We start from the raw sequence: 24,191 nt of genomic DNA, 5'->3' as shown, positions 1-24,191 counted from the left end.
CTATATTATCTTGGAAAACTCCTCTTTCGTTTTCTTTTTGTCTTGTCAAATAAGTTATGTTGTATTATAATAAAAGTACAAACAGATGATGAAAAGAGGTGGATTCTCATGAACAAAGGGTCAATTCTCAAACGCTTTCTTTATTTTTTACTAGCTTTCCTAATACTAATTATTGATCAAGTTCCAACCATCTATTTAGGTGTCAAAGATATAAGGCTGGTCTGTCTCTTAATTTTTATCTTGCTTCTTATGAGCGCAGGAGCTCTTTTCTTAGGAAAACGTCTTGGGCTTTTCGAAGGCTTTAAGGCCCTTTCTTCCCTGAAGGCCTGGGGTATGATTGGCTTGACCTACCTAGGTATTTATATCGTTACTAGGATTGGTTCTATAGTCATGATGATGGAAGGTGTTAGTAATAGCACCAATCAGGCAGCCATAGAAAATGCCCATATGAATCCCTTCCTTCTCATAATGTTTACGGTAATTATGGCACCGATTGTGGAAGAGCTGGTTTTTCGAGGGCTCCTCATGGGACGCGTCTTTAATCCAGATTCTATTGTTGGCTTGATTGTTAGTAGTTTACTTTTTGGCCTTGTTCATATGCCGAATAGTATCGGTGTTTGGATTGTATATGCAGGTATGGGGCTTGCCCTTGGGATAGCATATCGTAAGTTTCAAAAGTTAGAGTACTGTATCATGGCCCATATCATTAACAATAGTATTGCGGTTTCAATGTTGTTACTCTTACAATTTTTAGCGCCATATATCAAATAAAGCTCGGAAGATTCCGAGCTTTATTCTTATAGTTTTTTGGCTTTAGCAATGGTTGTATCAATACTTGAAACTACACTATGGGTGAGGCCTGTACGCTCAAGGTCCATGAGACCGGCGATAGTAGTCCCACCAGGGCTACATACCTTATCAATAAGATCATGTGGACTGTTGCTACCAAGACTGAGATTTTCAGCAGTAGCTAGAACCGTCTGTGTGGCAATGGTCAGAGCGACCTGCTTACTTAGGCCGTTTTTGACACCAGCCTTGGCTAGAGCCTCGATAAAGAGGGCGATGTAGGCAGGGCTAGAACCTGCTAAGGCAGTGAAGGTATCAAAGTCCTTCTCAGCCAATTCAACAGTGGTTCCAAAACTGTCTGTGATTTCCTTGGCAACTGCCAAAAGGTCCTCGGATACCTTATCATTAGTACAAAGACCAGTAGTGCTTTTGAGAATTTGAGCATTAAGGTTCGGCATGATACGAATAAGAGGAATGTCTGGACTGGTGAGGGAAGCAAGGCGTTCTAAGGTCACTCCAGCAGCCATACTTATGATAGGTTGATGGAAATTGAGATCGGCTAGTACCTTATCAAACATTTGAGGTTTGATACCAAGGATGACCAGGTCAGCATTATCCAACAATTCCTGATGGGAAGCAGCCGCTTCAACCTCTAGTTCCTCTGCAATCTGGCGTGAACGAGCCAAGGAAGACCCTGAAATAATGATACGATGTGAGCTTGTATTTAGGCCGTTGATAATGGCTGTTGCCATTTTTCCGACACCGATAAAACCTATAATCATGGGTTACTCCTTGTCTTAGTAGTTTTTAATTAAATCTACTGTCGAGCGATCCAACTTCTTAACAATAGCTTGTAAGAAGGCCTGTGCTTCTAGGAAGTCATCCATCGCATAAAGGGTTTGGTGCGAGTGAATGTAGCGGGCACAAACACCGATAGTTGTTGATGGAACACCAGCATTCTGCAAGTGAGCGGCACCAGCATCTGTTCCGCCCGCAGCACAGTAGTATTGGTATTTGATACCAGCTTCTTCAGCAGTAGTTAAAAGGAAATCTTTCATATTGGGCAACATGATGTGACCTGGATCGAAGAAACGAATAAGTGTACCATCACCTACCTTACCTTGATTACCATAGATATCACCTGCAGGAGAACAGTCCACTGCAAAGAAAACTTCAGGATCAAATTTAGTGGTAGAGACATGGGCACCACGTAAACCAACTTCTTCTTGAACATTGGCCCCAGCGATTAGAGTATTGTTGAGTTCTCGATCCTTAACGTTTTCCAAGAGTTCACGAATCATGAGAACACCATAACGGTTATCCCAAGCTTTAGAAATGACATTCTTTTGATTGGCTGTGAGAATCGTTTCTGATTCAGGAATGATGACATCACCTGGGAAAACGCCGTAGGCATTAGCCTCTTCTTGGTTGGCAAAACCAGCATCAAAGACGATATCAGAAACACTAGGAAGACTTGAAGCTCCACCGCTAGCACGTAAGAAATGAGGTGGCACTGAACCTGAGATGACAGGATAGACACGACCGTCACGAGTGTGTAGGGTGAAGCGTTGTGAGCTGACAACCAGTGGGTTCCAACCACCAAGTTCGACGACACGGAAAGTCCCGTCTGCTTTGATTTCCTTAATCATAAACCCAACTTCATCCATGTGGGCAGCCACAAGCACCTTAGGGGCATTTTCTGCTTGGCTATGCTTGATACCGAAAATACCACCGAGACCGTCTGTTTGGACCTCATCTACAAGTGGGGTGATGTTTTTGCGAAGGTAGTCGCGTACAGGAGCTTCAAAGCCTGAAGTAGCACTGAGCTCGGTTACTTCTTTAATTTTGTCAAATAGGGTAGTCATAAAATCCTCCTTGAGTAGTACTTGCTACTATTTTAGCACGATTCTCAAGAGATAGGTAGCCTCTCCCCATTCGTCTAAAATTATGGTAAAATGTTTCTTATGAAATGTAAAACATTGGCCTTGTTTGCTGGAGGCGTAGAAGCTTTAGGTCTCTTGGCAATGGCAGAGAAGTATAGACAGTCACGTGCAGAAATGAAGAAGGCTGCATTAATCCAAGATATTAGACAAGAATTATCTCACTTGGGGACTATCGCAGTCCTTTATACAAATCCCACTGATAAGGAAAATCCAGGACTTACAGGAGGTATCGTCTTAGAGGATGGACGTTCCTATAGCTTTGTTTATGCAGAGGATATCTTGACCTATGAGGAGGAGCAGGCATGATTATTCCTAAGAATCTTGAAGAATTGGCAAGCTATGTTGAAAGTGATCAAAAGGTGGTTTTCTTTTTCACTGCTGATTGGTGTCCAGACTGCCAGTTTATCTATCCCGTTATGCCTGAAATTGAAGCCCTCCATCCAGATATGACCTTTGTGCGTGTTAACCGTGATGATTATATGGCTTTGGCACAAACTTGGAATATCTTTGGTATTCCAAGTTTTGTCGTGACTCAGAAAGGTCAGGAATTGGGACGCTTGGTCAATAAAGCTCGTAAAACCAAAGAAGAAATCAATGCCTTTTTGTCGGAGATTTAAAAGATGAAAATCAATCACTTTCCTAATATCTCTCTTGATATTTCAGAAACTAAAGAAAAGTATCTGACAGAAAAAAATGAGGAGATCATCGAAGAATTATGCCAAATTTTAGTAGAGCATTCCAAAATTGAAAGTGATATCTTCCTAAAACACCAAGAAATAAACACCTACAAAAAGGAAAATAATCTTCCTACACATCAAACTATTCCTGGAGAAATGGAGTTATTTGATGAATTTAAAGAGAAGTTGACTCCTTTAGCTCAAAAACACTTGACTGATAACTGTTATAAAAGAGGTTTTTCAGCTTCTTTTGGTTCTCCAGGCACCTATGATTTTGTGTTAGAGCCCTGTCGAGTTAAGTTTATTATGAAGAGTAAGGCTAAGATGTTTCTCGAATTTTCTTATGGGAATGACTTTTGGTACCATAAACAATTTATCGTAAAATTAACAGAGAGTGACTGGAAAATTGACAAGATTAGTTATCGCTATGGTAGTAATGACGATTCTTGGCATGTCAGTCGATTTTAAAATCTATAAAAGAACTATTGAAGGAGAACCCATGATTTTTGCATACAATAAGGAACAAGTTGGTGACGTTTTGTTGGTTATCTTGGAAGATACTAAGGACATCAAACGTAGCGTAGAACGTAAAGGTAAAGTGGCGCGTGTCACAGCTGATGAAACAGGCAAGACTCTTGCTTGGAATATTTTTGAAGCGTCAAGCCTCATTGATATCGAAGGTAACGGTCAAGTTTTCTTGTCAGACCAAGATGTAGCTGTCTTGAACGAAGAATTGGCTAAAGAGGGCTTTGAAGAGCGTTTGGAAAACACACAAGGACCAGTCTTTGTGGTTGGACAAATTGATGAAATGGTTGCACATCCAGACAGTGACCACCTTAACATCTGCCAAGTGAACATCGGTGATAAGAAGGTCCAAATCGTTGCAGGAGCACCAAACGCAGCGCTTGGTCTTAAAACTATTGTAGCTCTTCCTGGTGCTATGATGCCTAGCGGTGCCCTTATCTTCCCAGGAAAACTTCGTGGTGAAGATAGTTATGGTATGATGTGTGCCCCACGTGAGTTGGCCCTTCCAAATGCCCCACAAAAACGTGGTATTATTGAACTTGATGATTCAGCAGTAGTCGGTGAGGCTTTTGATCCAGCTAAACACTGGAAAGGGTAAATAAGACAAGAAGCGGTAAGTATATACCGCTTTTTTTTTAGGAGAGCTCGTCTTGGCAAATGGTTCAAAATTTCGAGAACCTCTTTATGCTTACCAAGTTCATCATCAAAATATAATAGTATTGCTCTCAATCTCTATTATTTGCCAAAACAACTTTATCCGAGCAATTATCTAAAAAATGTGGCTTCAAGTTTATTAATCAAGTTGTGTTTTATTTATCTGTCAGACTCAGATTTGGTGATGATTATATAAAGAAAGGAAAGTTCAATGGTTTACAACAAACATAAGGGAGTCCTTGTTTTTATGATTCTCTATACAGTCCTTTTTGTTTTTGACGGTATACGAGTATTTGATGCTCCCTTACCTTCTTCTTTAACGACCTATTTAGTTTATACCATCATGTTTTTGTATGGTTGCTTCTTATTTAAGTCTGAATTGCTCAAAAAGTGGAAAGAGGTCAGAAGTTCTAAAAGAAAATTTTTCTTGGGGGTTTTAAAAGGCTGGCTCTTACTTGTCCTGGTGACCATTTTCTTTGGACTACTATCGGCAATATTGAGGCAGGTTTTGGGACTAAGTGAACAAGGACTAAACGAGGCTAATATACAAAGTACCTTTAAAGAACAACCACTACTGATAGCAGTTTTCGCCTGTATCATTGGACCTTTTGTGGAAGAACTCTTTTTCCGTCAAATTTTATTGCATTGTTTACAGAGACATTTGCCAAGCTGGCTAAGCATTTGTGTGGTAGGATTTGTTTTCGCCTTGACCCATATGCACAGTTTGTCTTTATCAGAGTGGGTCAGTGCAGTTGGTTACTTAGGTGGCGGAGTAGCCCTTTCAATTATTTATGTGAATGAAAAGGGAAATATTTACTATCCCTTGATGGTTCATGTGCTAGGAAATATTTTATCTTTTATAGTATTGGTCATTGGTAGTGTGCAATAAGTGAATTCCAAACTATTTCAGCTTACAAAGAAAAGGCAAAGGACTCTCGTCTCTCTTCTATCAATAAAACAACTTCAAAACGGAGTGTTAAAATTATTTTAAGTGGTAATTCTGGGTCAGCAGAGGATGATTTGAGTAAGTAAACTAATGACAAGTTTGTATGGCGATAACTGTTCTTTGAATCGACAGCTCATACCAAGCTTCCTACTTCCTTTGCTAGTAGCTCAGCTCATCTTCAGATGTCTAATATTTAGTGACAAGTACATTTATTGCAGAACTCATCCTGCTTTTCACCCGAATAGATTTTACTTTTTTCTATTTAATTGAAGTCAATAATGTGATATATATATCTTATTTTTATTCTTGCTTTTTCAAAATCTGTCACTTTTTTTACTTCTGCTTACGAATAGATAGGTGGAGGTAAAAAAATGTATAACAAAGTTATTTTAATTGGACGTTTGACGGCGACTCCTGAAATGGTAAAAACTGCTAGCGATAGGTCTTTTACACGTGTTACAGTTGCGGTTAATCGTCGCTATAAGACGCAAAATGGTGAGCGTGAGGCTGACTTTATTACAGTGGTTGTCTGGGGGCGTTTGGCTGAGACCTTAGCATCTTATGCTAGCAAGGGGAGTTTAATTTCTCTTGATGGTGAGCTTCGTACTCGTAAGTACGATAAGGATGGTCAAACTCATTACGTTACTGAAGTGCTTTGTTCCTCTTTCCAACTTCTGGAGAGTCGTGCTCAGCGTGCTGTTAGGGAAAATAATCCTGATAATGACTTGGCTGACCTCGTCTTGGAAGAAGAACTTCCCTTCTAGTTTATCCTTTGACTAGCTATCTAGGTCTCCTATCTTTGAAGCAACCTCTCTAAAAAATCATGATCTTGTTCCATACCTTGTTTTAAAGAATTGTTGGAGATAAAATATTAAACACTTGTTAGACTAATAAACAGTAAAATTAGATAAGACTTAGGATGATAGGTGTTTAATAGTGTAGATAGACTAGAAAAAATAGTTTAGGAAGCCTTAAAATGTTGATATATCAACGTTTTAAATGTTAAACAAAATATTCAAAACAATGCATACAATTAACAGTTATTTCTAATGCATATCATTGTTTTATTACCGATTTTTAAATTAAATGATAGAGGTTTCATGATAAACTATAGGTGGGTAAGGAAAAAGCTATAAAAGTTACTTTTATAGTAGGCATTATTTGTTTGGAAGGAAAGTGTGAAATATCACAACTATAACGCTATCCTTGCAATTGTTTGAAACAGTTGCATTTTTGTTTATCGTTGTGAGGCCTTAGGCCTATATAATGATTTCACAGACAATTGACTATGACACTCCGACTGACATATGAATTAGGATGTTAAGCGGTCGTTGACTTTTCGTCTAGCCTTGGGGGAACACATTGGTGTGATTCCTAAGACTCACCAGACTAATGTGTTTGAAGCTAGGATGATTCGTCTTAGCTTTTTTTTGTGTCCTTTAGAAAGGGAATATCATTCTTATGCTATAATAGAAGGACTAGGCGAGATATTGTCTCGCAAATCTTGGAACGGGAGTGACACTAATGCTTGACTTTACCCAAGAAGAGAAAGATTTTTTTATGTCTGAAGCTCTTAAGGAGGCCGAAAAATCTCTAGATAAAGCAGAGATTCCAATTGGATGTGTCATCGTTAAAGATGGAGAAGTCTTAGGTCGTGGGCACAATGCACGTGAGGAGCTCAATCAAGCTATCATGCATGCGGAGGTCATGGCTATTCAGGAGGCTAATAGGACTGTGGGCAATTGGCGTTTGTTAGATTGTACCCTCTTTGTAACCATCGAACCCTGTGTAATGTGTAGTGGGGCAATTGGCTTGGCTCGTATTCCTAAAGTTATCTATGGAGCAAGCAATCAAAAGTTTGGTGGTGCGGGTAGCCTTTACGATATCCTAAGAGACGAGCGCCTCAACCATCGCGTAGAAGTAGAGACTGGTGTCATGGAGGAAGAGTGTGCTAAGATTATGCAAGACTTTTTCCGTCCGAGTCGTGAACGTAAAAAAAGAAGCCAAACGATTGGCTAAATTGGAAACAAGGCAAGATATGTAAACAAAAGTGCAAGGCCCTTTGGCCTTGCACTTTTTAATGGAAGATGAGTTTTTGTTTTCCTGAAGGCAATTTAGGTCACTCTTTCTATGCTTTATTTTTTTCTTTCTCTCTTGTCAAAAGAAAAATAGGCATAAAGAGGATCAGAGTACCAAAAGCGGACTTCAAATTAGCATCAATAATTGGTGTTCCTAATCGTACATGAAAGATAAGGTTGATTAGGAGTATCAGAAGTAGGCTACCGATAATTCCAGCTAAAGCTATTTTTACGAGTAAATAGTTATTCGTTTTAGGTGATTGATTAGCAGTAGTATCATTTGTTTGATTTTTTGTATGTTTCATGAGTTATCATCCTCAAAATCTTTGAGATGTCAGCTGAGTTCTGTTAGTTAGTGGGTGAGGTTATAGAAAGACTTACCTGCAGCATAGCTAAGGTCATAAGTCAGTTTTGCAGCAGCAATGCCAACAGAAATAGCGGCCCAAGGAACCACTCCACCTGATACAGCTTCAAGTTCTTGAGTAGTCATGTTTTTACGATTGTTAATGGTCTTAGTCATTGTTCATATGTCCTTTCTTTTATCGCGCAGAGTCCATGTAGCCATTGTAGGCTCCAAGGCATACCATAGTTCCAATAGGTCTTGAAGCTAGGCAGAGCCCTCCAATGGCAAGGTTAGTCTTCCATCCGCCTCCTGTTACTGAGGCTAGGTCAGCTGCCTTCATTTCTTTGTTAATCACTGTCATTCTCCTTTTTTTATTTTTGGTGAGTTTTTAAATCTCATACCCTCTCACCACGAGTTAAGAGGTATGTTAAACATGACTTCTCCTTTAAATAAAGTCAGCCATGTCACTAGCTTTTGGTGCTTTCCTCAAGCTATGGATTTATTATAAGGTGTCGAGAAATAAAAAAGTAGTGACATAAATGTCACCATGGTAAGTCTTATGTTTTATCGAAGTTTAGACTGACCGAAGGAAATAATAGGGATTGATAGGGGATAGGTCTAGCTAGTCTTATCATAAGTTCTCTACTTGCAATCACTGCAATTTATGGTATAATATTTTTCGGAGCAACATCTGTGCGTGAAGCGGGTCAGGGGAGGAATCCAGCAGCCCTAAGCGATTTCAGGTGTGTGCTCTTTTTTTGTGTCGAGGAGGATTTATGGCCAAATTTAGTGTTTTTAAAGATCAAGAGAGTCTTTTTGCTTGTCCTATCTGTCAAGCGCCAATGCATTTGGATTTGTCTAGCTTGGTTTGTCAGAATAGGCATACCTTTAATATCGCCAAGCAGGGCTTTGTCAATTTTTTGAGACAGACTAAGGGAGATAAGAACTATGATATGGCTTCTTTTGAAAAGAGGAGTCAGATTCTTGCGGCAGGCTATTACGATCCTATCCTGGAGGTGATTTCAGAGCGCTTGCGTGACCTTCCTGAACACTCGCACGTTCTAGATGTTGCCTGTGGTGAGGGCTATTATAGCCGTCAGTTGGCTCAAGAGTTTGACAAGGATTTCATGGCCTTTGATTTGTCTAAGGATTCTATCCTTCTTGCGGCTCGTCAAAATCCTCAGAAAAATGTAGCTTGGTTTGTTGGCGATTTGGCTCAATTGCCTTTACGTGAACACTGTATCGATGTGATTTTAGATATTTTTTCACCAGCTAATTATCAAGAATTTGGACGACTTTTGTCTGATCATGGCTTGGTTTTTAAGGTTATTCCTCATGAGGATCATCTTAAAGAGTTTCGCCAATTGTTACCGGAGGCGCAGGCTTATTCGAACCAGGATGTTCTGGAACATTTTCAAGAGTCCTGTGACCTTTTGGAGCGTGTGACGATTGCTAAGACTTGGTCTATGCCATCAGAGCATGTTCAAACATTTGCTGAGATGACACCTCTTTTTTTCCATGCCAATAAGGATACTTTGGACTTGACTTCAGTGACGCAATTAACCGTTGCGGGAGAACTGCTGATTGGCCGTATTAGAGATGATAAGCAATCCTAACAGTCGTTGGGATTTTTTTGATGGGAAAATGTCTCAGTTAGCTTGTTTGGTCTTCCTAAAAGGTGTATGATGAGAGCAATGAGTAAGAAAGTTTCAGTAATGGGTAAAAAGCGATGAAAAATAGAGCTTATAAGAACTACATTTTTGATTTTTATGGTACCTTGGTTGATATCTTAACTGATGAGAAGGATCCTGTGTTATGGGATAAACTAGGCCAACTATATCAGGCTTATGGAGCGGCTTATGAGGGCGAGACTCTTAAAAAGGCTTATGCTAAGCACGTGGATCAGGCCCGTAAGGAGTTAATAGATCTCAAAGGAGTTGCTTATCCAGAAATTGATTTAGCCCACATTTTTAACCAGCTTTATGTAGACGCTCGGCCTCAGTCTCGTAACTCTAATCAGCCGGAAGATTGGGGACAATTGATAGCAATGGTCTTTCGCGTCTTATCTCGCAAACATGTGACGGCTTATCCCCATACCAAGGAGGTGCTAGCCTTTCTAAAAGAGCAGGGCTGTCGGATTTATCTCTTGTCTAATGCTCAAGCAGCCTTTACTAACGCTGAGATTGACCTAATGGCGTTAAGACCTTATTTTGATGCTATTTACTTGTCTTCGGATGCCGGTATCTGTAAGCCGCAACCTGAATTTTTAAAGCAAGTTTTGGATGATCATGGGTTAAACCCGTCTGAGACAGTCATGGTTGGAAATGACTTAACGACTGATATTGCTGTGGCTGAAGCAGTTGGAATCGATAGTATCTTGCTCAATACCTTCCCTTATTCTCGTCGAGAACTGGAGAATTCCCCAATCAAGCCAGACCGAGTGATTACTGATATAGAAGCTCTAAAGACCAATTTTACATAAAAATACACTGTATTTGGCAAAAGCAAAGACAATTATCAGAATTTTTGGTATAATAATTCCTAACTTTATGTGAATGGAGAATCTCATGACTGCACAAAAAATGTCTGCACAAGAAATTATCGCTTTTATCGGTAATGCTGAAAAGAAAACGAATGTTAAAGTAACTTTTGAAGGGGAATTGGCAACTGCTGTTCCAGCTTCTGTCACTAAACTTGGTAACGTTCTTTTCGGAGACTGGAAAGATATCGAACCACTTCTTGCGAATTTGACTGAAAACAAGGACTATGTTGTGGAACAAGATGGCCGTAACTCAGCTGTTCCATTGCTTGATAAACGTCACCTTAATGCACGTATCGAACCAGGTGCTATTATCCGAGACCAAGTAACTATCGAAGACAATGCTGTCGTTATGATGGGTGCTGTAATCAATATCGGTGCTGAAATTGGTGCTGGTACTATGATTGATATGGGTGCTATCCTTGGTGGTCGTGCTACTGTTGGTAAAAACAGCCATATCGGTGCGGGTGCAGTCCTTGCTGGTGTGATTGAACCAGCTTCAGCAGACCCAGTTCGTATCGGTGATAACGTTCTTGTTGGTGCTAATGCTGTTGTTATTGAAGGTGTTCAAGTTGGTAACGGTTCAGTCGTTGCTGCTGGAGCTATCGTTACTCAAGATGTTCCTGAAAATGTGGTTGTAGCTGGTGTTCCAGCTCGTATCATCAAGGAAATTGATGAAAAAACACAACAAAAAACAGCACTCGAAGACGCTTTGCGTAACTTATAACATATTGATAGTAGAGGCCTGTAAGGCCTCTATTTCTAGATTCTCTATAAAATAAGACAATAAAAAGGATAAAAACATGACACTTGATTTAATTAAAATCAGACGAGACCTTCACCAAATTCCTGAAATTGGTTTGGAAGAATTTAAAACTCAGGCTTATCTCTTAGAGCGTATTGCTGAAATGACTGAAGGTAAGGACTTTGTGGAGCAACGTACTTGGCGTACAGGGATCCTTGTCTATCTTCACGGGCATGCTCCTGAAAAAACTATTGGTTGGCGTACAGATATTGATGGTCTCCCAATCGTAGAGGAAACAGGTCTTGACTTCAAGTCTACTCATGAAGGTCGTATGCATGCTTGTGGACACGATATGCACATGACTACAGCGCTTGGTCTTTTGGACCAGATGCTTCAAGTAAAGCCTAAAAATAACATGCTCTTCCTCTTCCAGCCGGCTGAAGAAAATGAAGCTGGTGGTATGCTTATGTATGAGGACGGTGCCTTTGGAGACTGGTTGCCAGATGAGTTCTATGGCCTCCACGTCCGTCCAGATTTCAAGGTAGGTGATATTGCGACTAACACAAGCACCCTTTTTGCTGGGACTTGTGAAGTCCTCGTTACTTTCAAGGGGAAAGGTGGACATGCGGCCTTTCCACATGAGGCCAATGATGCCCTTGTAGCAGCTTCTTACTTTATTACTCAGGTGCAAACAATTGTCAGTCGTAATGTTGACCCTATCCAGGGTGGGGTAGTTACCTTTGGTTCTTTCCATGCAGGAACTACTAACAATGTTATCGCTGAAACTGCAGAGGTTTATGGAACTATTCGTACCCTTACTCAGGAAATGAGTCTCCTTATCCAGAAGCGCGTGCGCCAGATTGCAGAGGGCGTGGCAGCTAGCTTTGGTATGGAAGTGGATATCATGTTGAAACAAGGTGGTTATCTTCCTGTGGAAAATAATCCAGCCTTGGCCAAAGAGTTGATGGCTTTCTTTGATGCTAGCCCAGAGGTTAACCTGATTGATTGTCCACCAGCTATGACTGGAGAGGACTTTGGTTATTTGCTTAGTAAGGTTCCTGGTGTCATGTTCTGGTTGGGAATTGACACGCCATATGCACTTCACCATCCTAAGATGAGTCCAAATGAAGATGCCCTCGCTTTTGCAGTGGCTGAAATTGGAAAATTCCTTAAACACAAGGCAGAAGCCTAACCATAGTTGATACAGCTAAAAAATCTACCAAGTCTGACTTTTGGTAGCTTTTTTGATATGATAAACCTATGAAAAATGAACTTAGAAAAACAGTCTTGGCTCAGTTAACTTCACAAGATCCTGAGACTAAGGCTAAGATAGATCAATATCTTTTGGAGCAATTGATTGCCTTACCTGCTTATAAAGATGCCCAGGTGATTGCGACTTATTTGTCTTTTCCTCATGAATATGATACCGGTCTTTTAATCAATCAGGCTTTAAAGGATGGTAAACGACTTTTGATTCCTAAAACATATAAACAAGGTCGAATGATTTTTGTGGATTATGATCCAGATAATCTTGTTGCAACCTCTTTTGGCTTGATGGAACCTGTGTCTGATTTGGCTGTGGAAAAATCAGAGATTGATTTAATTCATGTGCCAGGAGTAGTTTTCAATGATGAAGGCTATCGCATTGGTTACGGAGCAGGTTACTATGACCGCTATTTGTCTGATTTTGAAGGGGAGACCGTTAGTACGGTTTATCCTTGCCAGAAACATGATTTTCAACCAGATAGCTATGATATTCCTGTTAAGGAGGTTGTTACATGCAAGTAAATGAGTGGAAGAAATACCCAGCAACCTATCTATTGTTGGGGCTTACGACGCTGACTTTCATCTGTCAATATCTCTTAAATGGCTTTCAAGCGACCTCACCTTTGAGCCTCTTTAAGATGGGGGCCATGTACGGTGCTTTTGTTCAGTACAGCCCACTGAACCTCTGGCGTCTTGTAACACCGATTTTTGTGCATATAGGTGTTGAGCATTTTCTATTTAATATGCTTGCCCTTTACTTTATGGGGAAAATGGCTGAGCAGATTTTTGGGACTCTACGTTTTCTAGGGCTCTATTTGTTGGCTGGTGTTATGGGAAATGCCTTTACCTTACTTTTTACGCCTAATGTTATTGCAGCTGGTGCTTCGACATCCTTGTTTGGACTTTTTGCGGCTGTTGTGATTCTTGGCTACTATAGTCATAGTCCTTTGCTTAATCAGTTAGGTCGCAATTACTTGGCTTTGATTGTCATAAACTTAATCTTCAACCTGTTTACACCTAGTGTTGGGATTACAGGCCATCTTGGTGGTTTAGTTGGAGGTGCTCTTGCAGCTATCTTTTTGGCTAACAAGGTTGAAAGTCGCTTATTTAGTAAAGGTTGGCGTTTTACAGCTCTTTTAACTTACATTTTACTATTGCTGATTCTTCTAGGATTTACTTATTTTTAAATTATATGAAAAAACCATCGAACCTGACATTCGATGGTTTTTATATTAGTCTTTTTTAGCTGCTTTGCCTTCAAGTTTGTGGCCCAAGTCAATGAGGTATTGCTTGAGGTCATCTTTAACTTGAGGATGTTTAAGTGCGTAATCGATTGATGTTTTCATGAATCCGAATTTGTCACCGACATCATAACGGTCTCCAGTAAATTCGCGAGCAAAGACGCGTTGTGTCTTGTTAAGTTTATCGATAGCATCAGTCAATTGGACTTCATTTCCAGCACCTGGTTCTTGAGTTTCCAAAATACCGAAAATTTCAGGTGTTAGAAGGTAACGCCCGATGATAGCAAGATCACTTGGTGCATCCTCTGGATTTGGTTTTTCAACGAAAGTTTCAACGCTATAACGTCCATTTTCACCTTTGCCTTGAGGGGCGATGACACCATAAGAAGAAACTTCTTCATGAGGTACAGGCATAACTGCAATGGTTGATGCGTGTGTTTCCTCATAATCATTAATGAGCTGCTTAGTCAAAGGTACTGCTTTGTCATTAGTGATATCCATGAGGTCGTCACCAAGCATGACAACGAATGGCTCATTTCCGACAAATGCTTTGGCTTGAAGAACAGCATCTCCAAGGCCACGTGGGTGGCTTTGGCGGATAAAGTGGAGGTTAATAGCAGTGGTGTCATTAACCAATTTCAACAGGTCTGTCTTACCTTTTTGTTCCAAGTTGTATTCTAACTCGAAGTTTGAATCAAAGTGGTCTTCGATAGAACGTTTTGACTTACCAGTAACCACCAAGATATCTTCGATACCTGATTTGAGGGCTTCTTCAACGATAAATTGGATGGTTGGTTTGTCAACGATTGGCAACATTTCTTTGGCCAAGGCCTTAGTAGCTGGTAAAAAGCGTGTTCCGAGTCCTGCAGCGGGGATGATAGCTTTTCTAACTTTTTGATTCTTCATGAGAACTCCTTAGATTTTTATTTTTTATCCCATTCATTTTCAGAGCGCAATTCGTTGGACATCATATTGAGAATAGATTCCTTGATATCAGCACCCTCATAGATAGATTTGTAGATTGCTGTTGTTATTGGCATGTAGACGCCGAGTTCTTGGGCGATTTCATAGGCAACCTTTGTGGTTGAAATACCCTCGATAACCATTCCCATGTTACGTTCAATGTCTTCTAGCTTTTCTCCACGACCGAGCGCATCCCCAGCACGCCAGTTACGTGAATGGATAGAAGTTCCTGTAACAATAAGGTCACCAACCCCAGATAGACCGCTGTAAGTCAAAGGATCAGCCCCAAGTTTCACACCAAGACGAGTAATTTCCGCAAGGCCACGAGTAATAACGGCTGCCTTAGCATTGTCCCCATATCCCATACCGTGGAGGGCACCAGCACCTACCGCGATAATGTTTTTAAGAGCACCAGCTGTTTCAACACCAATCACATCTGAATTGGTGTAGAGGCGGAAGTAGCTATTGCTGAAAATACCTTGGACATAGCGTGCCGCTTCAAGATCCTTAGATGCTGCTGTAATCAAAGTGATATCGCGAACAATAGTTTCTTCAGCGTGGCTTGGACCAGATACGACAACAATCTCACTACGAAGTTCCTTAGGAATCTCTTCTTCAAGGATTGTTGAAAGGCGTTCGTGTGTTCCAGGTTCCAAACCTTTGGAAGCATGCATAACAACAACTTCGTGGTCCAAAAGTTCAGCAACTTGCTTAGCAACTAAGCGAGTGACCTTGGTTGGAACAACAAAGAGAACAGCGTCGACACTATCTAGGGCTTCAGATAGCTCTTTGTAGGCTTTAATGTTTTCATCCAAAACCACATCCTTGAAGTAGCGGGTATTGGTGTGTTTCTCGTTAATTTCATCAATTTGTTCAGGGATGTTTCCCCAAATACGGACCTCGTGTCCGTTGTCGTTGAGTACCTGAGCAAGGGCAGTTCCCCATGAACCAGGGCCCAAGACAGCGATTTTTTGTTTTTTCATCATTAGGTCTCCCTTTAGGTCCTTTCTAACAAAGTAGAAAAAGACTGTATTCTTTCTCATTATAACATAAGAAAAGCATGTTTGTCTTGTACTCTCTGTTAGGAGGGCTGATGGCTATTTATTTTTTCAGCCAATTTTGGGCAATGTAGCCCCCAATGAGAGCAGCCATGAGCGTTCCTCCAATCAGGATTAAGACATGACTGGCTGTAAAGGGAACCATAACTTGATTTACATAATCTTGAGTTTTCCCTTTGGCTAGGAGCTGTGCGATATAAGCTTTGGGCGCAAGCCACATGGTGATAATGGGTGCTAAGTTCCCTAGGGAAAAGATCATATAGGAAAGTAAATTAAGTTTACTATTCTCATAGTTCCCTTTCTTAGCTAGAAAGTCAGCGACAAGGCCAGCCAGAAAGCTAGGAAGAAAGGCTAGAACAAAGTGCCCAGAAGCAAAGAAGAAGAGGGACATAAAGATACCCAGACAGGTAATCGCTCCAAATTGTTTTGTCTTTCTGATAAGCCCCAAGTAGACCCAGCCTGCAAAGATAGCCGCTAAGGCAGGTGTATGATACATATTTTTGACTTTGAAAAAGATTAAATCAATAGCAACTGCAAGGGCTAGGCAAATAAAATACAGTAGAATAGCTAGGCTGGTTTGTTTGATGAATGTCTTTTGACGCATGTGGTCTCCTAATCAATGTGAGGTGTTTTAGTTTTATTGAGCCAAGAGTATGCCAAACCAATGAAAATACCTCCGCCAATCCAGTTACCGAAGAAAACGACTACCCACTGACGTAGAATATTTGCCAAAGTGAAATTATCCACAGCATCACGCACACCGTTGAAACCGAGCAACATGAAAGAAGCAAAGTTAGCAATCAAGTGTTCATTAATCAAAAATACAAACATAAAGATAGCTGATAGCGCAATGAAAATTTTAGCAGATTCTTCTTTGAGGAGCATGTAGCCCAAGATGGCAATATTAACGAACATATTAGCTGTAATACCTTCTGTAAAGTTCATCCAATCTGTTTTTCCAAGCTTGGTTGAGACAGCAGTAACTAAGAAACTCTTGTCAGTCAAATGTTGGAAAGAGAAGGATTGGTTGAAGAACCAGGCCAAGATAAGGGCACCGACAAAATTAAAGAAGGTACAGTAGAGGAGGATGGTACACACCTTGCTCCATTTGATTTTACCATAATAGGCACCACTGGTCAGGAACATCATGTTTGAAGTAGCCAACTCTCCATTGAATATGAGAACGAAGACCAGTCCGATGGCAAAGATAAAGGCGAAGACAAAACGAGAAAGGGCTGGAATACCTGTAGCGATAACATCCGCACCAATAATTCCTACAGCAGTTGACATAGTAAGATAAGCTCCAGCGAGCATAGAGCGCAAGGCATAGCGCCCCAGACTTTCGTCAAAGAGAGCTTCTTTTTTAGCGCAAGCAGCAAAAACTTTTTCTTAGAATTGAGACATAGGTTTTACCTCTAAATTGTGTAACATGGAGCATGAGTGGATGCACAAGCTCGAGTGAAAATAAATTTAAGATGACCATGAAAAAAAGTCAGGACGTTTTGTCCCAACTTTTCCAAGTCTTAATATGAGGATGCTCCAGATGTTGCATCTGCGGCTGGGGCTGCGTCGCCACCATGACCACCCGCATCTGATGCACCAGATGTGGCGTCGCTACCGCCATGACTAGCTGCAGCTGGTGCAAAAGGACCGCTTCCTCCGACAAGGCGTTGACCAGTTGTTTCGAGATACCAGTCAAGCCATGGTTTAAAGTTAAAGACGATTTCATTGATTCCTGCATAAGAACCATCATCATAGTACATAGCCTGATAGTTATGCGTATTGATAACTCCTTCAGGTGACCCTGGAACAATCGTACGAACATATTCTTGGTTACCATTACGAAGTGTACCGATAACCCATTCTACATTTTTCATACGAGCTGGTGGAAGTGAGCCGTGAACAGTTGACATACGGCTACCAGATTGAGGTGGCACACGTTTAGCAAACATAGTGTCAGGATCTTGATGGGCGTTATTGTAGTAGAGGAACTGATTGTTATCATCGGCATAGGTCAATTCAAATGGCATAGCCTTGAGGAACATGTCAATTTGATTAACCGTCAAAATACCGTGGTCCAATTTCACGTAGGTATCACCAGATACCGCACCAGTGATTTCAGCTACTTTTTCTACCCACTCTGGATCGTCAGGATCAACTTCGGTAACAGTTGTAGCGATTGGGTTGTTACAATCCAAGTCTTCAGGTTCGATTGGTTTTGGTTTTTTCAATTTAGAAACCACTCCTACATATTGGATGAAATTATCTAAGCATTGTTCAAGGAAGTTAATAGTGCCTTCATTGGTAATGTTACCTTCAAGGTCAAAGGCTTCTTTAGCCTTTCCAAGCAAGAATTCATTACCTGGAAGTGTATAGGCATTGACACCAGGTGCTTCAAGGATTTTACGCAAATGCACTTGGGCACGAGAAGTCCCTTGGTCGTAGTAAGAAGCACCAACAATCATTACAGGCTTGTTTTCAAATGGGTGCACTTCGAATGAGAGCCACTCCAAAACTGATTTAAGTGCTGCAGAGATAGTGTGGTTGTGCTCAGGTGTTGCAATGATAACACCGTCAGCGCGTGTGATTTTGTTATTAAGTAAGCGAAGTTGGAAGCTTTCGTCCCATTTTTCATCTTGGTTAAACATAGGAACTTCATCAATTTCCAAAACTTCAAGTTCAAATTTTATTTTAAAATGTCTTCTGATAAATTCGAGCAGTTTACGGTTATATGATTGATCATAATTTGCTCCAACGAGTCCAACAAATTTCATAATTTATATTCTCCTGTCTTATAGGCTTTCCCAGTCAAAGTCTTCAGCTTCTTTATGTAGCAACTCTGTAGCATGTGAGAGTTTACCAGTAATTTTGACGTAGAGACGGAAGTCATCGAAAATAGCATCTAGTTTTTTGATGACATCAAGGTCGACTAAATCATCATTGCTATCAAAAGCTTGTAGAGAATGTGAGAGTAAGAATTCGTCTGGAAGCACATTAGCTTTGATTTCTGGAGCATTCAAGATTTGACGAAGTTGTAACTGTGCACGAGAAGCCCCGAGTGTTCCGTAAGATGCCCCTGTAATCATAACTGGCTTATTCAAAAGAGGGAAAACACCGTATGAAACCCAAGCTAAAGCGTTCATGAGAACGGCAGGAATTGAGTGGTCATACTCAGGTGTTCCAATAATAACACCATCAGCCTCATCGATTTTTTTAACGATTTCAAGGACACTTTCTGGCAATTGCTTGTTAGCGGGTTTGTTAAAGACAGGAAGGTCTTTGATTTCAACAAGTTCGATGTCTGCCTTATCTGCAAAATGTTTCTGAATATATTGCAATAATTGTCTATTAGTTGAACGTTTTGAATTCGTACCAACAAGTCCGATGAATTTCATGACAATTCTCCTTAAAAGTATTATATCTAGTACTATGTTAGCGTTTTCCTGGTTAAAAGTCAATCTTCGTTTAATGAGAAAGTGATTAGACTATTACCTTTGTCATCTTATTTCGAATAGATTATAATAGGATAGATTTAAAAGTCTGAAGCTAGCATGGCTAGTTTATACAAATACTAGTCAATAGATGTATCGAAAGGAAAAATAATGACAAAAATTCGTGGATTTGAACTCGTATCAACCTATAACAATCAGGAATTGCTTCCAAAACGTGAGACAGCCCATGCTGCAGGTTATGACTTAAAGGTGGCAGAGAACATTGTCATTGCTCCTGGGGAAATTGTTCTCGTCCCAACAGGTGTTAAGGCTTACATGCAACCTGGTGAGGTTCTCTATCTCTATGACCGTTCATCAAACCCTCGCAAAAAAGGTCTGGTCTTGATTAACTCAGTTGGCGTTATTGACGGCGATTACTATGGAAATCCAGGAAATGAAGGTCATATCTTCGCTCAGATGAAAAATATTACTGATCAGCCCGTGACTCTTGAAGTTGGCGAACGCATCGTTCAAGGTGTCTTTATGCCCTTCTTGATTGTAGATGGAGACGAAGCTGATGGTGTTCGTACAGGTGGCTTTGGATCGACTGGACAGTAGAGGAAGCAAAGTGGCAGATTATTTGTTAGTAATCGATATGCAGTCAGATTATGTTGCTGTAGGAAAAGCATATCATGAAGAACTGATTGCAGCTGTAAATGACAAAATTGCTAGCTATCCTAGCGACCGGGTTATCTATATTCTCAATCGTTTTTTCTGGGAGAGAAAAGATAGAAAGAAGAAATTTGCGACCGGCTTGCTGCTTGTATCTTCTCGTATCTTTGAGAAGCGTCGGGCTTCTTGCTTTACTAATCCAGATTTAAAAGATTTTTTAGAGGGAAATGGTACTAAAAGCATAGAGTTTATAGGGGTAGATGGCAATGGCTGTGTTAAGGCTTCCGTTTTGGCGGCTATCAAGGAGAACTATCAGGTTTCCGTAGATTTGTCCGCTGTCGGAGTTGCCAACCAGAGGAAATTTCAAAAAACATTGCATAAGTGGCACTCTGCTGGAGTAAGCGTAGAAGGAGAATTATCATAGCTAAGAAAAAATCAACTTTTGTTTGTCGAGAATGTGGCTACAATTCACCCAAATATCTAGGGCGTTGTCCCAACTGTTCTTCTTGGTCCTCTTTTGAGGAAGAAGTTGAGGTGCAGGAGGTAAAAAATGCTCGTGTCAGTTTAACGGGTGAAAAGTCTAAACCTACTAAATTAAAAGAAGTCTCTTCAATTAATTATGCCCGCATAAAGACTGACATGGACGAGTTTAACCGTGTTTTAGGTGGCGGTGTGGTTCCGGGTAGTCTGGTTCTTATTGGAGGAGATCCAGGGATAGGGAAATCGACTCTTCTCTTACAAGTGTCAACACAGCTGGCTAACAAGGGAACTGTCCTCTATGTTTCTGGGGAAGAATCTGCCGAGCAAATCAAATTGCGGAGCGAACGTTTAGGTGATATTGATAACGAATTTTATCTTTATGCTGAGACTAATATGCAAGCCGTTCGCAGCCAAGTAGAGGCTATAAAACCCGATTTTCTCATTATCGACTCTATTCAGACCATCATGAGTCCAGAGATTTCTGGCGTTCAAGGTTCTGTATCTCAGGTTCGTGAAGTCACTGCTGAACTTATGCAGATTGCCAAAACCAATAACATCGCCACATTTATTGTTGGGCATGTGACCAAGGAGGGACAACTGGCTGGACCACGTATGTTGGAACACATGGTGGATACTGTGCTCTATTTTGAGGGAGAACGTCATCATACCTTCCGTATTTTGCGAGCAGTCAAAAACCGTTTTGGTTCAACTAATGAGATTGGGATTTTTGAGATGCAGTCTGGTGGTTTGGTAGAAGTGCTAAATCCTAGCCAAGTTTTCTTAGAGGAACGCCTAGACGGAGCCACAGGTTCTGCCATTGTTGTAACAATGGAAGGTAGCAGACCTATCTTAGCTGAAGTTCAAGCCTTGGTGACCCCAACCGTCTTTGGTAATGCCAAGCGGACAACAACAGGACTGGATTTTAACCGCGTCAGCCTCATTATGGCTGTTTTAGAGAAACGTTGTGGCCTTCTTCTCCAAAATCAAGATGCTTATTTAAAATCAGCTGGTGGTGTCAAATTGGACGAGCCGGCTATTGACCTTGCTGTCGCTGTTGCTATTGCTTCTAGTTACAAGGAGCTTCCAACCAATCCACAAGAAGCCTTTATAGGAGAAATTGGCTTGACTGGAGAGATTCGCCGAGTAACTCGCATTGAACAGCGTATTAATGAAGCTGCTAAACTAGGTTTTACTAAGATTTATGCTCCGAAGAATTCTCTTCATGGTATGAAAATTCCAGAAGGTATCCAGGTGGTTGGCGTTACGACAGTGGGAGAAGTACTCAAAAAAGTCTTTTCTTAGAAAGTGATAGAAGGTCATTTTGGAAACGCTTGCAAAATTATATCTCCAATGCTATACTTTTCATAAGGATAGGGAGGTATTTATTATGCAATTTTTCACAGACAGCAACATGCAATTCCCTTTAGTAGAGTTATCTCTCAATCAAGGTGAAACAGTCTTTATCCAGCGTGGCAGCATGGTATACCACACACCTAATGTGACACTGAGTACCAAATTAAATGCCAGCGGATCAGGTCTAGGTCGCTTTGTAAAGGCTGTTGGGCGTTCAATGGTTTCGGGTGAAAGTAGCTTTATTACTCAGGTTGTCTCACAGTCCAATAACGGTTATATAGCCTTGGCCCCTGATTCTCCAGGTCAGGTGATTCCACTTTATTTAGGTGAAAAACAGTACCGACTAAATGACGGTGCCTTTCTAGCACTTGATGGCACAGCTTACTATACAATGGAACTCCAGTCTGTTGGTAAGGCTATTTTTGGTGGTCAGGGTGGTTTCTTTGTGATGACAACCCAAGGCCAAGGAACACTCTTGGCAAATGCCTACGGTTCTATTAAAAAAATTGAGCTAAACAACCAAGAAGTGACTATTGATAATGCTCATGTCGTTGCCTGGAGTCAGACACTTGATTACAATATTCACTTGGAAAATGGTTTCTGGCAGTCTATTGGGACAGGAGAGGGTGTTGTGAATACCTTTAGAGGAACAGGTGAAATTTATGTTCAAAGTCTCAATCTTCAAACCTTTGCAGGCTTGCTTAATAGATACTTACCAAAACGTTCATAGTATAAATTGAAGGAGAGTGGATGCTTGTTAGCATCTATTCTCCTTTTTATATTGCGAACTCAATAGCTGACAAGTTAATAAAAAGATGATAAGATAGTGTTTAAATAATTTGATAGTCAAATTATTTTCTTCATTAGAAAGTGAGTTATTATGTCTTATTTTGAAAACTTTCTCAATGCCAACAAAGCCTATGTTGATCTCCACGGGACAGCCCATCTTCCCTTGAAACCAAAGACTAAGGTGGCTATTGTGACTTGTATGGATTCACGCCTTCACGTTGCCCAGGCCTTGGGGTTGGCCCTAGGTGACGCTCATATTTTGCGTAATGCGGGTGGTCGTGTAACGGAAGATATGATTCGTTCTTTGGTCATTTCTCAACAACAGATGGGGACACGAGAAATCGTAGTTCTTCACCATACAGATTGTGGTGCTCAGACCTTTAAGAACGACGAGTTTACCGCCTATCTCAATAAGGAACTTGGTGTTGATGTTTCTGATCAAGATTTTCTTCCATTCACAGATGTAGAAGAGAGTGTTCGTGAAGATATGGCTATTCTTCGTCAGTCACCGCTTATCCCTGAGGATGTTATCATCTCCGGTGCGGTTTATGATGTAGATACTGGTCGAATGACTCAAGTTTATCCCTAATACCGAAAAGTTTAGCAGGCATGATTGCCTGCTTTTTTCATGGTTTGACATAAAAAAACTCAGCATAAAATATAAATGCTGAGTTAATCTAGTTTTTAAGAAACGATAAAAATGAGAATCACAGTCCCTAAATAGAAAAGACTGGTGATAAAAAAGCTGATACGCCAGAATAACTTAAGAAAACGTTTAAACTTGAAAGATTGTGTTTTTCTTAGCATCTGAATTGTGATAATGATAGCCACCAAGGATAATAAGATAGTGATGTAAGGCAAAAAGCTATGGGTGAAGAAACGGGCTGACACAGCAACCACCTCAATAAAATAAAGAGGGAAGGTAAGGTCAGCAAAATTAAGCCCGAGGTATTTTAAACTGAAGAAGCGGTGGATAATAAAAGCAAAGATAGGTGTTAAAATCAAAAATGCTATAGCAAAGAATTTATATAGAATCATAAGTCTATTTTACCTCGAAAAGTCCTTTATGTAAATTTTTTCCTAAACTTAATAAGAAATTCTTGCATCTAAAAAGAATTTCTGTATAATAGATAAGGTATGTAAAAACATACTTGTGGGAGGTAACAAAACTTACTTACCGCCAAAACCACAATAGGAGGAAATTACAAAATGGCTAAAAAAGTCGAAAACATCGTAAAACTTCAGATTCCTGCTGGTAAAGCGACTCCAGCTCCACCAGTTGGACCAGCTCTTGGTCAAGCCGGAATCAACATCATGGGATTCACTAAAGAGTTTAACGCTCGTACAGCTGACCAAGCTGGTATGATTATCCCAGTTGTTATCTCTGTGTATGAAGATAAATCATTTGATTTCATCACTAAAACACCACCAGCTGCTGTTCTTTTGAAAAAAGCTGCAGGTGTTGAAAAAGGTTCAGGTACTCCAAACTCAGTTAAAGTTGCTTCAGTAACTCGTGCACAAGTACAAGAAATTGCTGAAACTAAAATGCCTGACTTGAACGCTGCAAACATCGAATCAGCTATGCGTATGATCGAAGGTACTGCACGTTCAATGGGATTCACTGTTACTGACTAATTCAGTTAACAAGAAAACCACAGACGTCGTCTCACTTCGCTGAGTGACGTGGAAGATGAAAGTCGTT

General features: G+C 40.5%; 31 protein-coding genes, 1 other RNA gene and 1 pseudogene. 21 read left to right on the top strand and 12 right to left on the bottom strand.

The window, feature by feature from the left end; genetic code table 11:
- Positions 1–108: 108 nt before the first annotated feature.
- Positions 109–771: a CPBP family intramembrane glutamic endopeptidase gene (locus tag SSAL8618_RS09470; protein ID WP_002887009.1), complete on the top strand. Its 663-nt coding sequence runs from the start codon at positions 109–111 to the stop codon at positions 769–771.
- A 26-nt stretch (positions 772–797) separates the two neighbouring features.
- Here the strand turns inward: SSAL8618_RS09470 and proC are convergent, their stop codons facing one another.
- The gene (proC, locus tag SSAL8618_RS09465) at positions 798–1,568 is read right to left on the bottom strand and encodes a pyrroline-5-carboxylate reductase (RefSeq protein WP_002887008.1); all 771 of its coding nucleotides are present in this window, start codon (positions 1,566–1,568) and stop codon (positions 798–800) included.
- 15 nt (positions 1,569–1,583) lie between these two features.
- On the bottom strand, positions 1,584–2,651 hold the full coding sequence (gene pepA / locus SSAL8618_RS09460) for a glutamyl aminopeptidase (RefSeq protein ID WP_002887007.1): 1,068 nt from the start codon (positions 2,649–2,651) through the stop codon (positions 1,584–1,586).
- Positions 2,652–2,750: 99 nt separating this feature from the next.
- Here pepA and SSAL8618_RS09455 point away from each other — a divergent pair, with 99 nt between their 5' ends.
- From SSAL8618_RS09455 to tadA, 7 genes and pseudogenes are all read left to right on the top strand, one after another.
- Complete coding sequence (locus SSAL8618_RS09455; RefSeq protein ID WP_038677057.1) at positions 2,751–3,035, top strand: DUF4651 domain-containing protein; 285 nt, start codon at positions 2,751–2,753, stop codon at positions 3,033–3,035.
- Positions 3,032–3,346 (top strand): thioredoxin family protein, encoded by a 315-nt coding sequence (locus SSAL8618_RS09450; RefSeq protein WP_002887006.1) that lies wholly within the window; start codon positions 3,032–3,034, stop codon positions 3,344–3,346. The genes SSAL8618_RS09455 and SSAL8618_RS09450 overlap by 4 nt, the downstream gene beginning before the upstream one ends.
- Before the next feature lie 3 nt (positions 3,347–3,349).
- Positions 3,350–3,874, top strand: coding sequence for a hypothetical protein (locus SSAL8618_RS09445; protein ID WP_002885713.1), 525 nt, complete (start codon positions 3,350–3,352; stop codon positions 3,872–3,874).
- A gap of 31 nt (positions 3,875–3,905) precedes the next feature.
- The gene (gene ytpR, locus SSAL8618_RS09440) at positions 3,906–4,529 is read left to right on the top strand and encodes a YtpR family tRNA-binding protein (protein WP_002885779.1); all 624 of its coding nucleotides are present in this window, start codon (positions 3,906–3,908) and stop codon (positions 4,527–4,529) included.
- Between the two features lie 267 nt (positions 4,530–4,796).
- Positions 4,797–5,474: a CPBP family intramembrane glutamic endopeptidase gene (locus tag SSAL8618_RS09435; protein ID WP_002887005.1), complete on the top strand. Its 678-nt coding sequence runs from the start codon at positions 4,797–4,799 to the stop codon at positions 5,472–5,474.
- 428 nt (positions 5,475–5,902) lie between these two features.
- Complete coding sequence (locus SSAL8618_RS09430; RefSeq protein WP_002885697.1) at positions 5,903–6,295, top strand: single-stranded DNA-binding protein; 393 nt, start codon at positions 5,903–5,905, stop codon at positions 6,293–6,295.
- A gap of 760 nt (positions 6,296–7,055) precedes the next feature.
- Positions 7,056–7,575, top strand: a pseudogene (gene tadA, locus SSAL8618_RS09425) (tRNA adenosine(34) deaminase TadA).
- Positions 7,576–7,659: 84 nt separating this feature from the next.
- Here the strand turns inward: tadA and SSAL8618_RS09420 are convergent.
- From SSAL8618_RS09420 to SSAL8618_RS09410, 3 genes are read right to left on the bottom strand one after another with little or no spacing between them, the layout of a single operon-like run.
- Positions 7,660–7,914: a hypothetical protein gene (locus tag SSAL8618_RS09420; RefSeq protein WP_038676855.1), complete on the bottom strand. Its 255-nt coding sequence runs from the start codon at positions 7,912–7,914 to the stop codon at positions 7,660–7,662.
- Positions 7,915–7,961: 47 nt separating this feature from the next.
- Positions 7,962–8,129, bottom strand: coding sequence for a class IIb bacteriocin, lactobin A/cerein 7B family (locus SSAL8618_RS09415; RefSeq protein ID WP_002885883.1), 168 nt, complete (start codon positions 8,127–8,129; stop codon positions 7,962–7,964).
- A gap of 19 nt (positions 8,130–8,148) precedes the next feature.
- Positions 8,149–8,307: a class IIb bacteriocin, lactobin A/cerein 7B family gene (locus SSAL8618_RS09410; protein ID WP_038676853.1), complete on the bottom strand. Its 159-nt coding sequence runs from the start codon at positions 8,305–8,307 to the stop codon at positions 8,149–8,151.
- Positions 8,308–8,628: 321 nt separating this feature from the next.
- On the opposite strand from SSAL8618_RS09410, the gene ffs reads away from it, so the two are divergent.
- The 7 genes from ffs to SSAL8618_RS09380 all read left to right on the top strand — a co-directional run bounded on the left by ffs (position 8,629) and on the right by SSAL8618_RS09380 (position 13,689).
- Positions 8,629–8,714: signal recognition particle sRNA small type (gene ffs, locus SSAL8618_RS10470), an RNA gene on the top strand.
- A 14-nt stretch (positions 8,715–8,728) separates the two neighbouring features.
- Positions 8,729–9,568 (top strand): methyltransferase domain-containing protein, encoded by an 840-nt coding sequence (locus SSAL8618_RS09405; protein ID WP_038676851.1) that lies wholly within the window; start codon positions 8,729–8,731, stop codon positions 9,566–9,568.
- A 113-nt stretch (positions 9,569–9,681) separates the two neighbouring features.
- Positions 9,682–10,434 carry an HAD family hydrolase gene (locus SSAL8618_RS09400; protein WP_038676849.1) on the top strand — a complete coding sequence of 251 codons (753 nt, stop codon included), beginning with the start codon at positions 9,682–9,684 and terminating at the stop codon, positions 10,432–10,434.
- A gap of 85 nt (positions 10,435–10,519) precedes the next feature.
- On the top strand, positions 10,520–11,218 hold the full coding sequence (dapD, locus tag SSAL8618_RS09395; protein WP_002886999.1) for a 2,3,4,5-tetrahydropyridine-2,6-dicarboxylate N-acetyltransferase: 699 nt from the start codon (positions 10,520–10,522) through the stop codon (positions 11,216–11,218).
- A 76-nt stretch (positions 11,219–11,294) separates the two neighbouring features.
- Positions 11,295–12,428, top strand: a complete 1,134-nt coding sequence (locus SSAL8618_RS09390; RefSeq protein WP_038676847.1) for an N-acetyldiaminopimelate deacetylase — start codon at positions 11,295–11,297, stop codon at positions 12,426–12,428.
- A gap of 68 nt (positions 12,429–12,496) precedes the next feature.
- Entirely contained in the window at positions 12,497–13,024 is a 528-nt protein-coding gene (locus tag SSAL8618_RS09385) for a 5-formyltetrahydrofolate cyclo-ligase (RefSeq protein WP_038676845.1), read from the top strand.
- Positions 13,015–13,689, top strand: coding sequence for a rhomboid family intramembrane serine protease (locus tag SSAL8618_RS09380; RefSeq protein WP_038676843.1), 675 nt, complete (start codon positions 13,015–13,017; stop codon positions 13,687–13,689). Before SSAL8618_RS09385 ends, SSAL8618_RS09380 begins: the two co-directional genes overlap by 10 nt.
- 45 nt (positions 13,690–13,734) lie before the next feature.
- Here SSAL8618_RS09380 and galU read toward each other — a convergent pair whose 3' ends face one another.
- The 6 genes from galU to SSAL8618_RS09350 form a co-directional block, all read right to left on the bottom strand.
- The gene (galU, locus tag SSAL8618_RS09375; RefSeq protein WP_003091906.1) at positions 13,735–14,649 is read right to left on the bottom strand and encodes a UTP--glucose-1-phosphate uridylyltransferase GalU; all 915 of its coding nucleotides are present in this window, start codon (positions 14,647–14,649) and stop codon (positions 13,735–13,737) included.
- A gap of 17 nt (positions 14,650–14,666) precedes the next feature.
- Positions 14,667–15,689, bottom strand: a complete 1,023-nt coding sequence (locus SSAL8618_RS09370; protein WP_022496721.1) for an NAD(P)H-dependent glycerol-3-phosphate dehydrogenase — start codon at positions 15,687–15,689, stop codon at positions 14,667–14,669.
- 118 nt (positions 15,690–15,807) lie between these two features.
- Positions 15,808–16,368 carry an MptD family putative ECF transporter S component gene (locus SSAL8618_RS09365; RefSeq protein WP_038676838.1) on the bottom strand — a complete coding sequence of 187 codons (561 nt, stop codon included), beginning with the start codon at positions 16,366–16,368 and terminating at the stop codon, positions 15,808–15,810.
- A gap of 8 nt (positions 16,369–16,376) precedes the next feature.
- Positions 16,377–17,102, bottom strand: a complete 726-nt coding sequence (locus SSAL8618_RS09360; protein ID WP_223896476.1) for a formate/nitrite transporter family protein — start codon at positions 17,100–17,102, stop codon at positions 16,377–16,379.
- 185 nt (positions 17,103–17,287) lie between these two features.
- Positions 17,288–18,538, bottom strand: coding sequence for an NAD(P)H-dependent oxidoreductase (locus SSAL8618_RS09355; protein WP_002885631.1), 1,251 nt, complete (start codon positions 18,536–18,538; stop codon positions 17,288–17,290).
- Positions 18,539–18,556: 18 nt separating this feature from the next.
- Positions 18,557–19,159: an NADPH-dependent FMN reductase gene (locus SSAL8618_RS09350; protein ID WP_038676836.1), complete on the bottom strand. Its 603-nt coding sequence runs from the start codon at positions 19,157–19,159 to the stop codon at positions 18,557–18,559.
- Positions 19,160–19,366: 207 nt separating this feature from the next.
- On the opposite strand from SSAL8618_RS09350, the gene SSAL8618_RS09345 reads away from it, so the two are divergent.
- The 5 genes from SSAL8618_RS09345 (at position 19,367) to SSAL8618_RS09325 (ending at position 23,078) form a co-directional block, all read left to right on the top strand.
- The gene (locus SSAL8618_RS09345; protein ID WP_038676834.1) at positions 19,367–19,813 is read left to right on the top strand and encodes a dUTP diphosphatase; all 447 of its coding nucleotides are present in this window, start codon (positions 19,367–19,369) and stop codon (positions 19,811–19,813) included.
- A 10-nt stretch (positions 19,814–19,823) separates the two neighbouring features.
- Entirely contained in the window at positions 19,824–20,291 is a 468-nt protein-coding gene (locus SSAL8618_RS09340) for a cysteine hydrolase family protein (protein WP_038676832.1), read from the top strand.
- On the top strand, positions 20,288–21,649 hold the full coding sequence (gene radA, locus SSAL8618_RS09335) for a DNA repair protein RadA (protein WP_072903619.1): 1,362 nt from the start codon (positions 20,288–20,290) through the stop codon (positions 21,647–21,649). The genes SSAL8618_RS09340 and radA overlap by 4 nt, the downstream gene beginning before the upstream one ends.
- Before the next feature lie 85 nt (positions 21,650–21,734).
- Positions 21,735–22,430, top strand: a complete 696-nt coding sequence (locus SSAL8618_RS09330) for a TIGR00266 family protein (RefSeq protein ID WP_002885783.1) — start codon at positions 21,735–21,737, stop codon at positions 22,428–22,430.
- A gap of 150 nt (positions 22,431–22,580) precedes the next feature.
- A complete protein-coding gene (locus SSAL8618_RS09325; protein WP_038676829.1) occupies positions 22,581–23,078 on the top strand; it encodes a beta-class carbonic anhydrase in 498 nt (165 codons plus the stop codon).
- 95 nt (positions 23,079–23,173) lie between these two features.
- On the opposite strand, the gene SSAL8618_RS09320 is transcribed toward SSAL8618_RS09325, so the two are convergent.
- On the bottom strand, positions 23,174–23,527 hold the full coding sequence (locus tag SSAL8618_RS09320; protein WP_038676827.1) for a DUF3397 domain-containing protein: 354 nt from the start codon (positions 23,525–23,527) through the stop codon (positions 23,174–23,176).
- A gap of 171 nt (positions 23,528–23,698) precedes the next feature.
- On the opposite strand from SSAL8618_RS09320, the gene rplK reads away from it, so the two are divergent.
- Positions 23,699–24,124: a 50S ribosomal protein L11 gene (gene rplK, locus SSAL8618_RS09315; RefSeq protein WP_002885648.1), complete on the top strand. Its 426-nt coding sequence runs from the start codon at positions 23,699–23,701 to the stop codon at positions 24,122–24,124.
- Positions 24,125–24,191 lie beyond the last annotated feature (67 nt).

This window comes from Streptococcus salivarius, from assembly GCF_000785515.1.
In the GTDB taxonomy this organism is placed as follows: Bacteria; Bacillota; Bacilli; order Lactobacillales; family Streptococcaceae; genus Streptococcus; species Streptococcus salivarius.
This window is presented reverse-complemented; position numbering and strand designations above follow the sequence as displayed.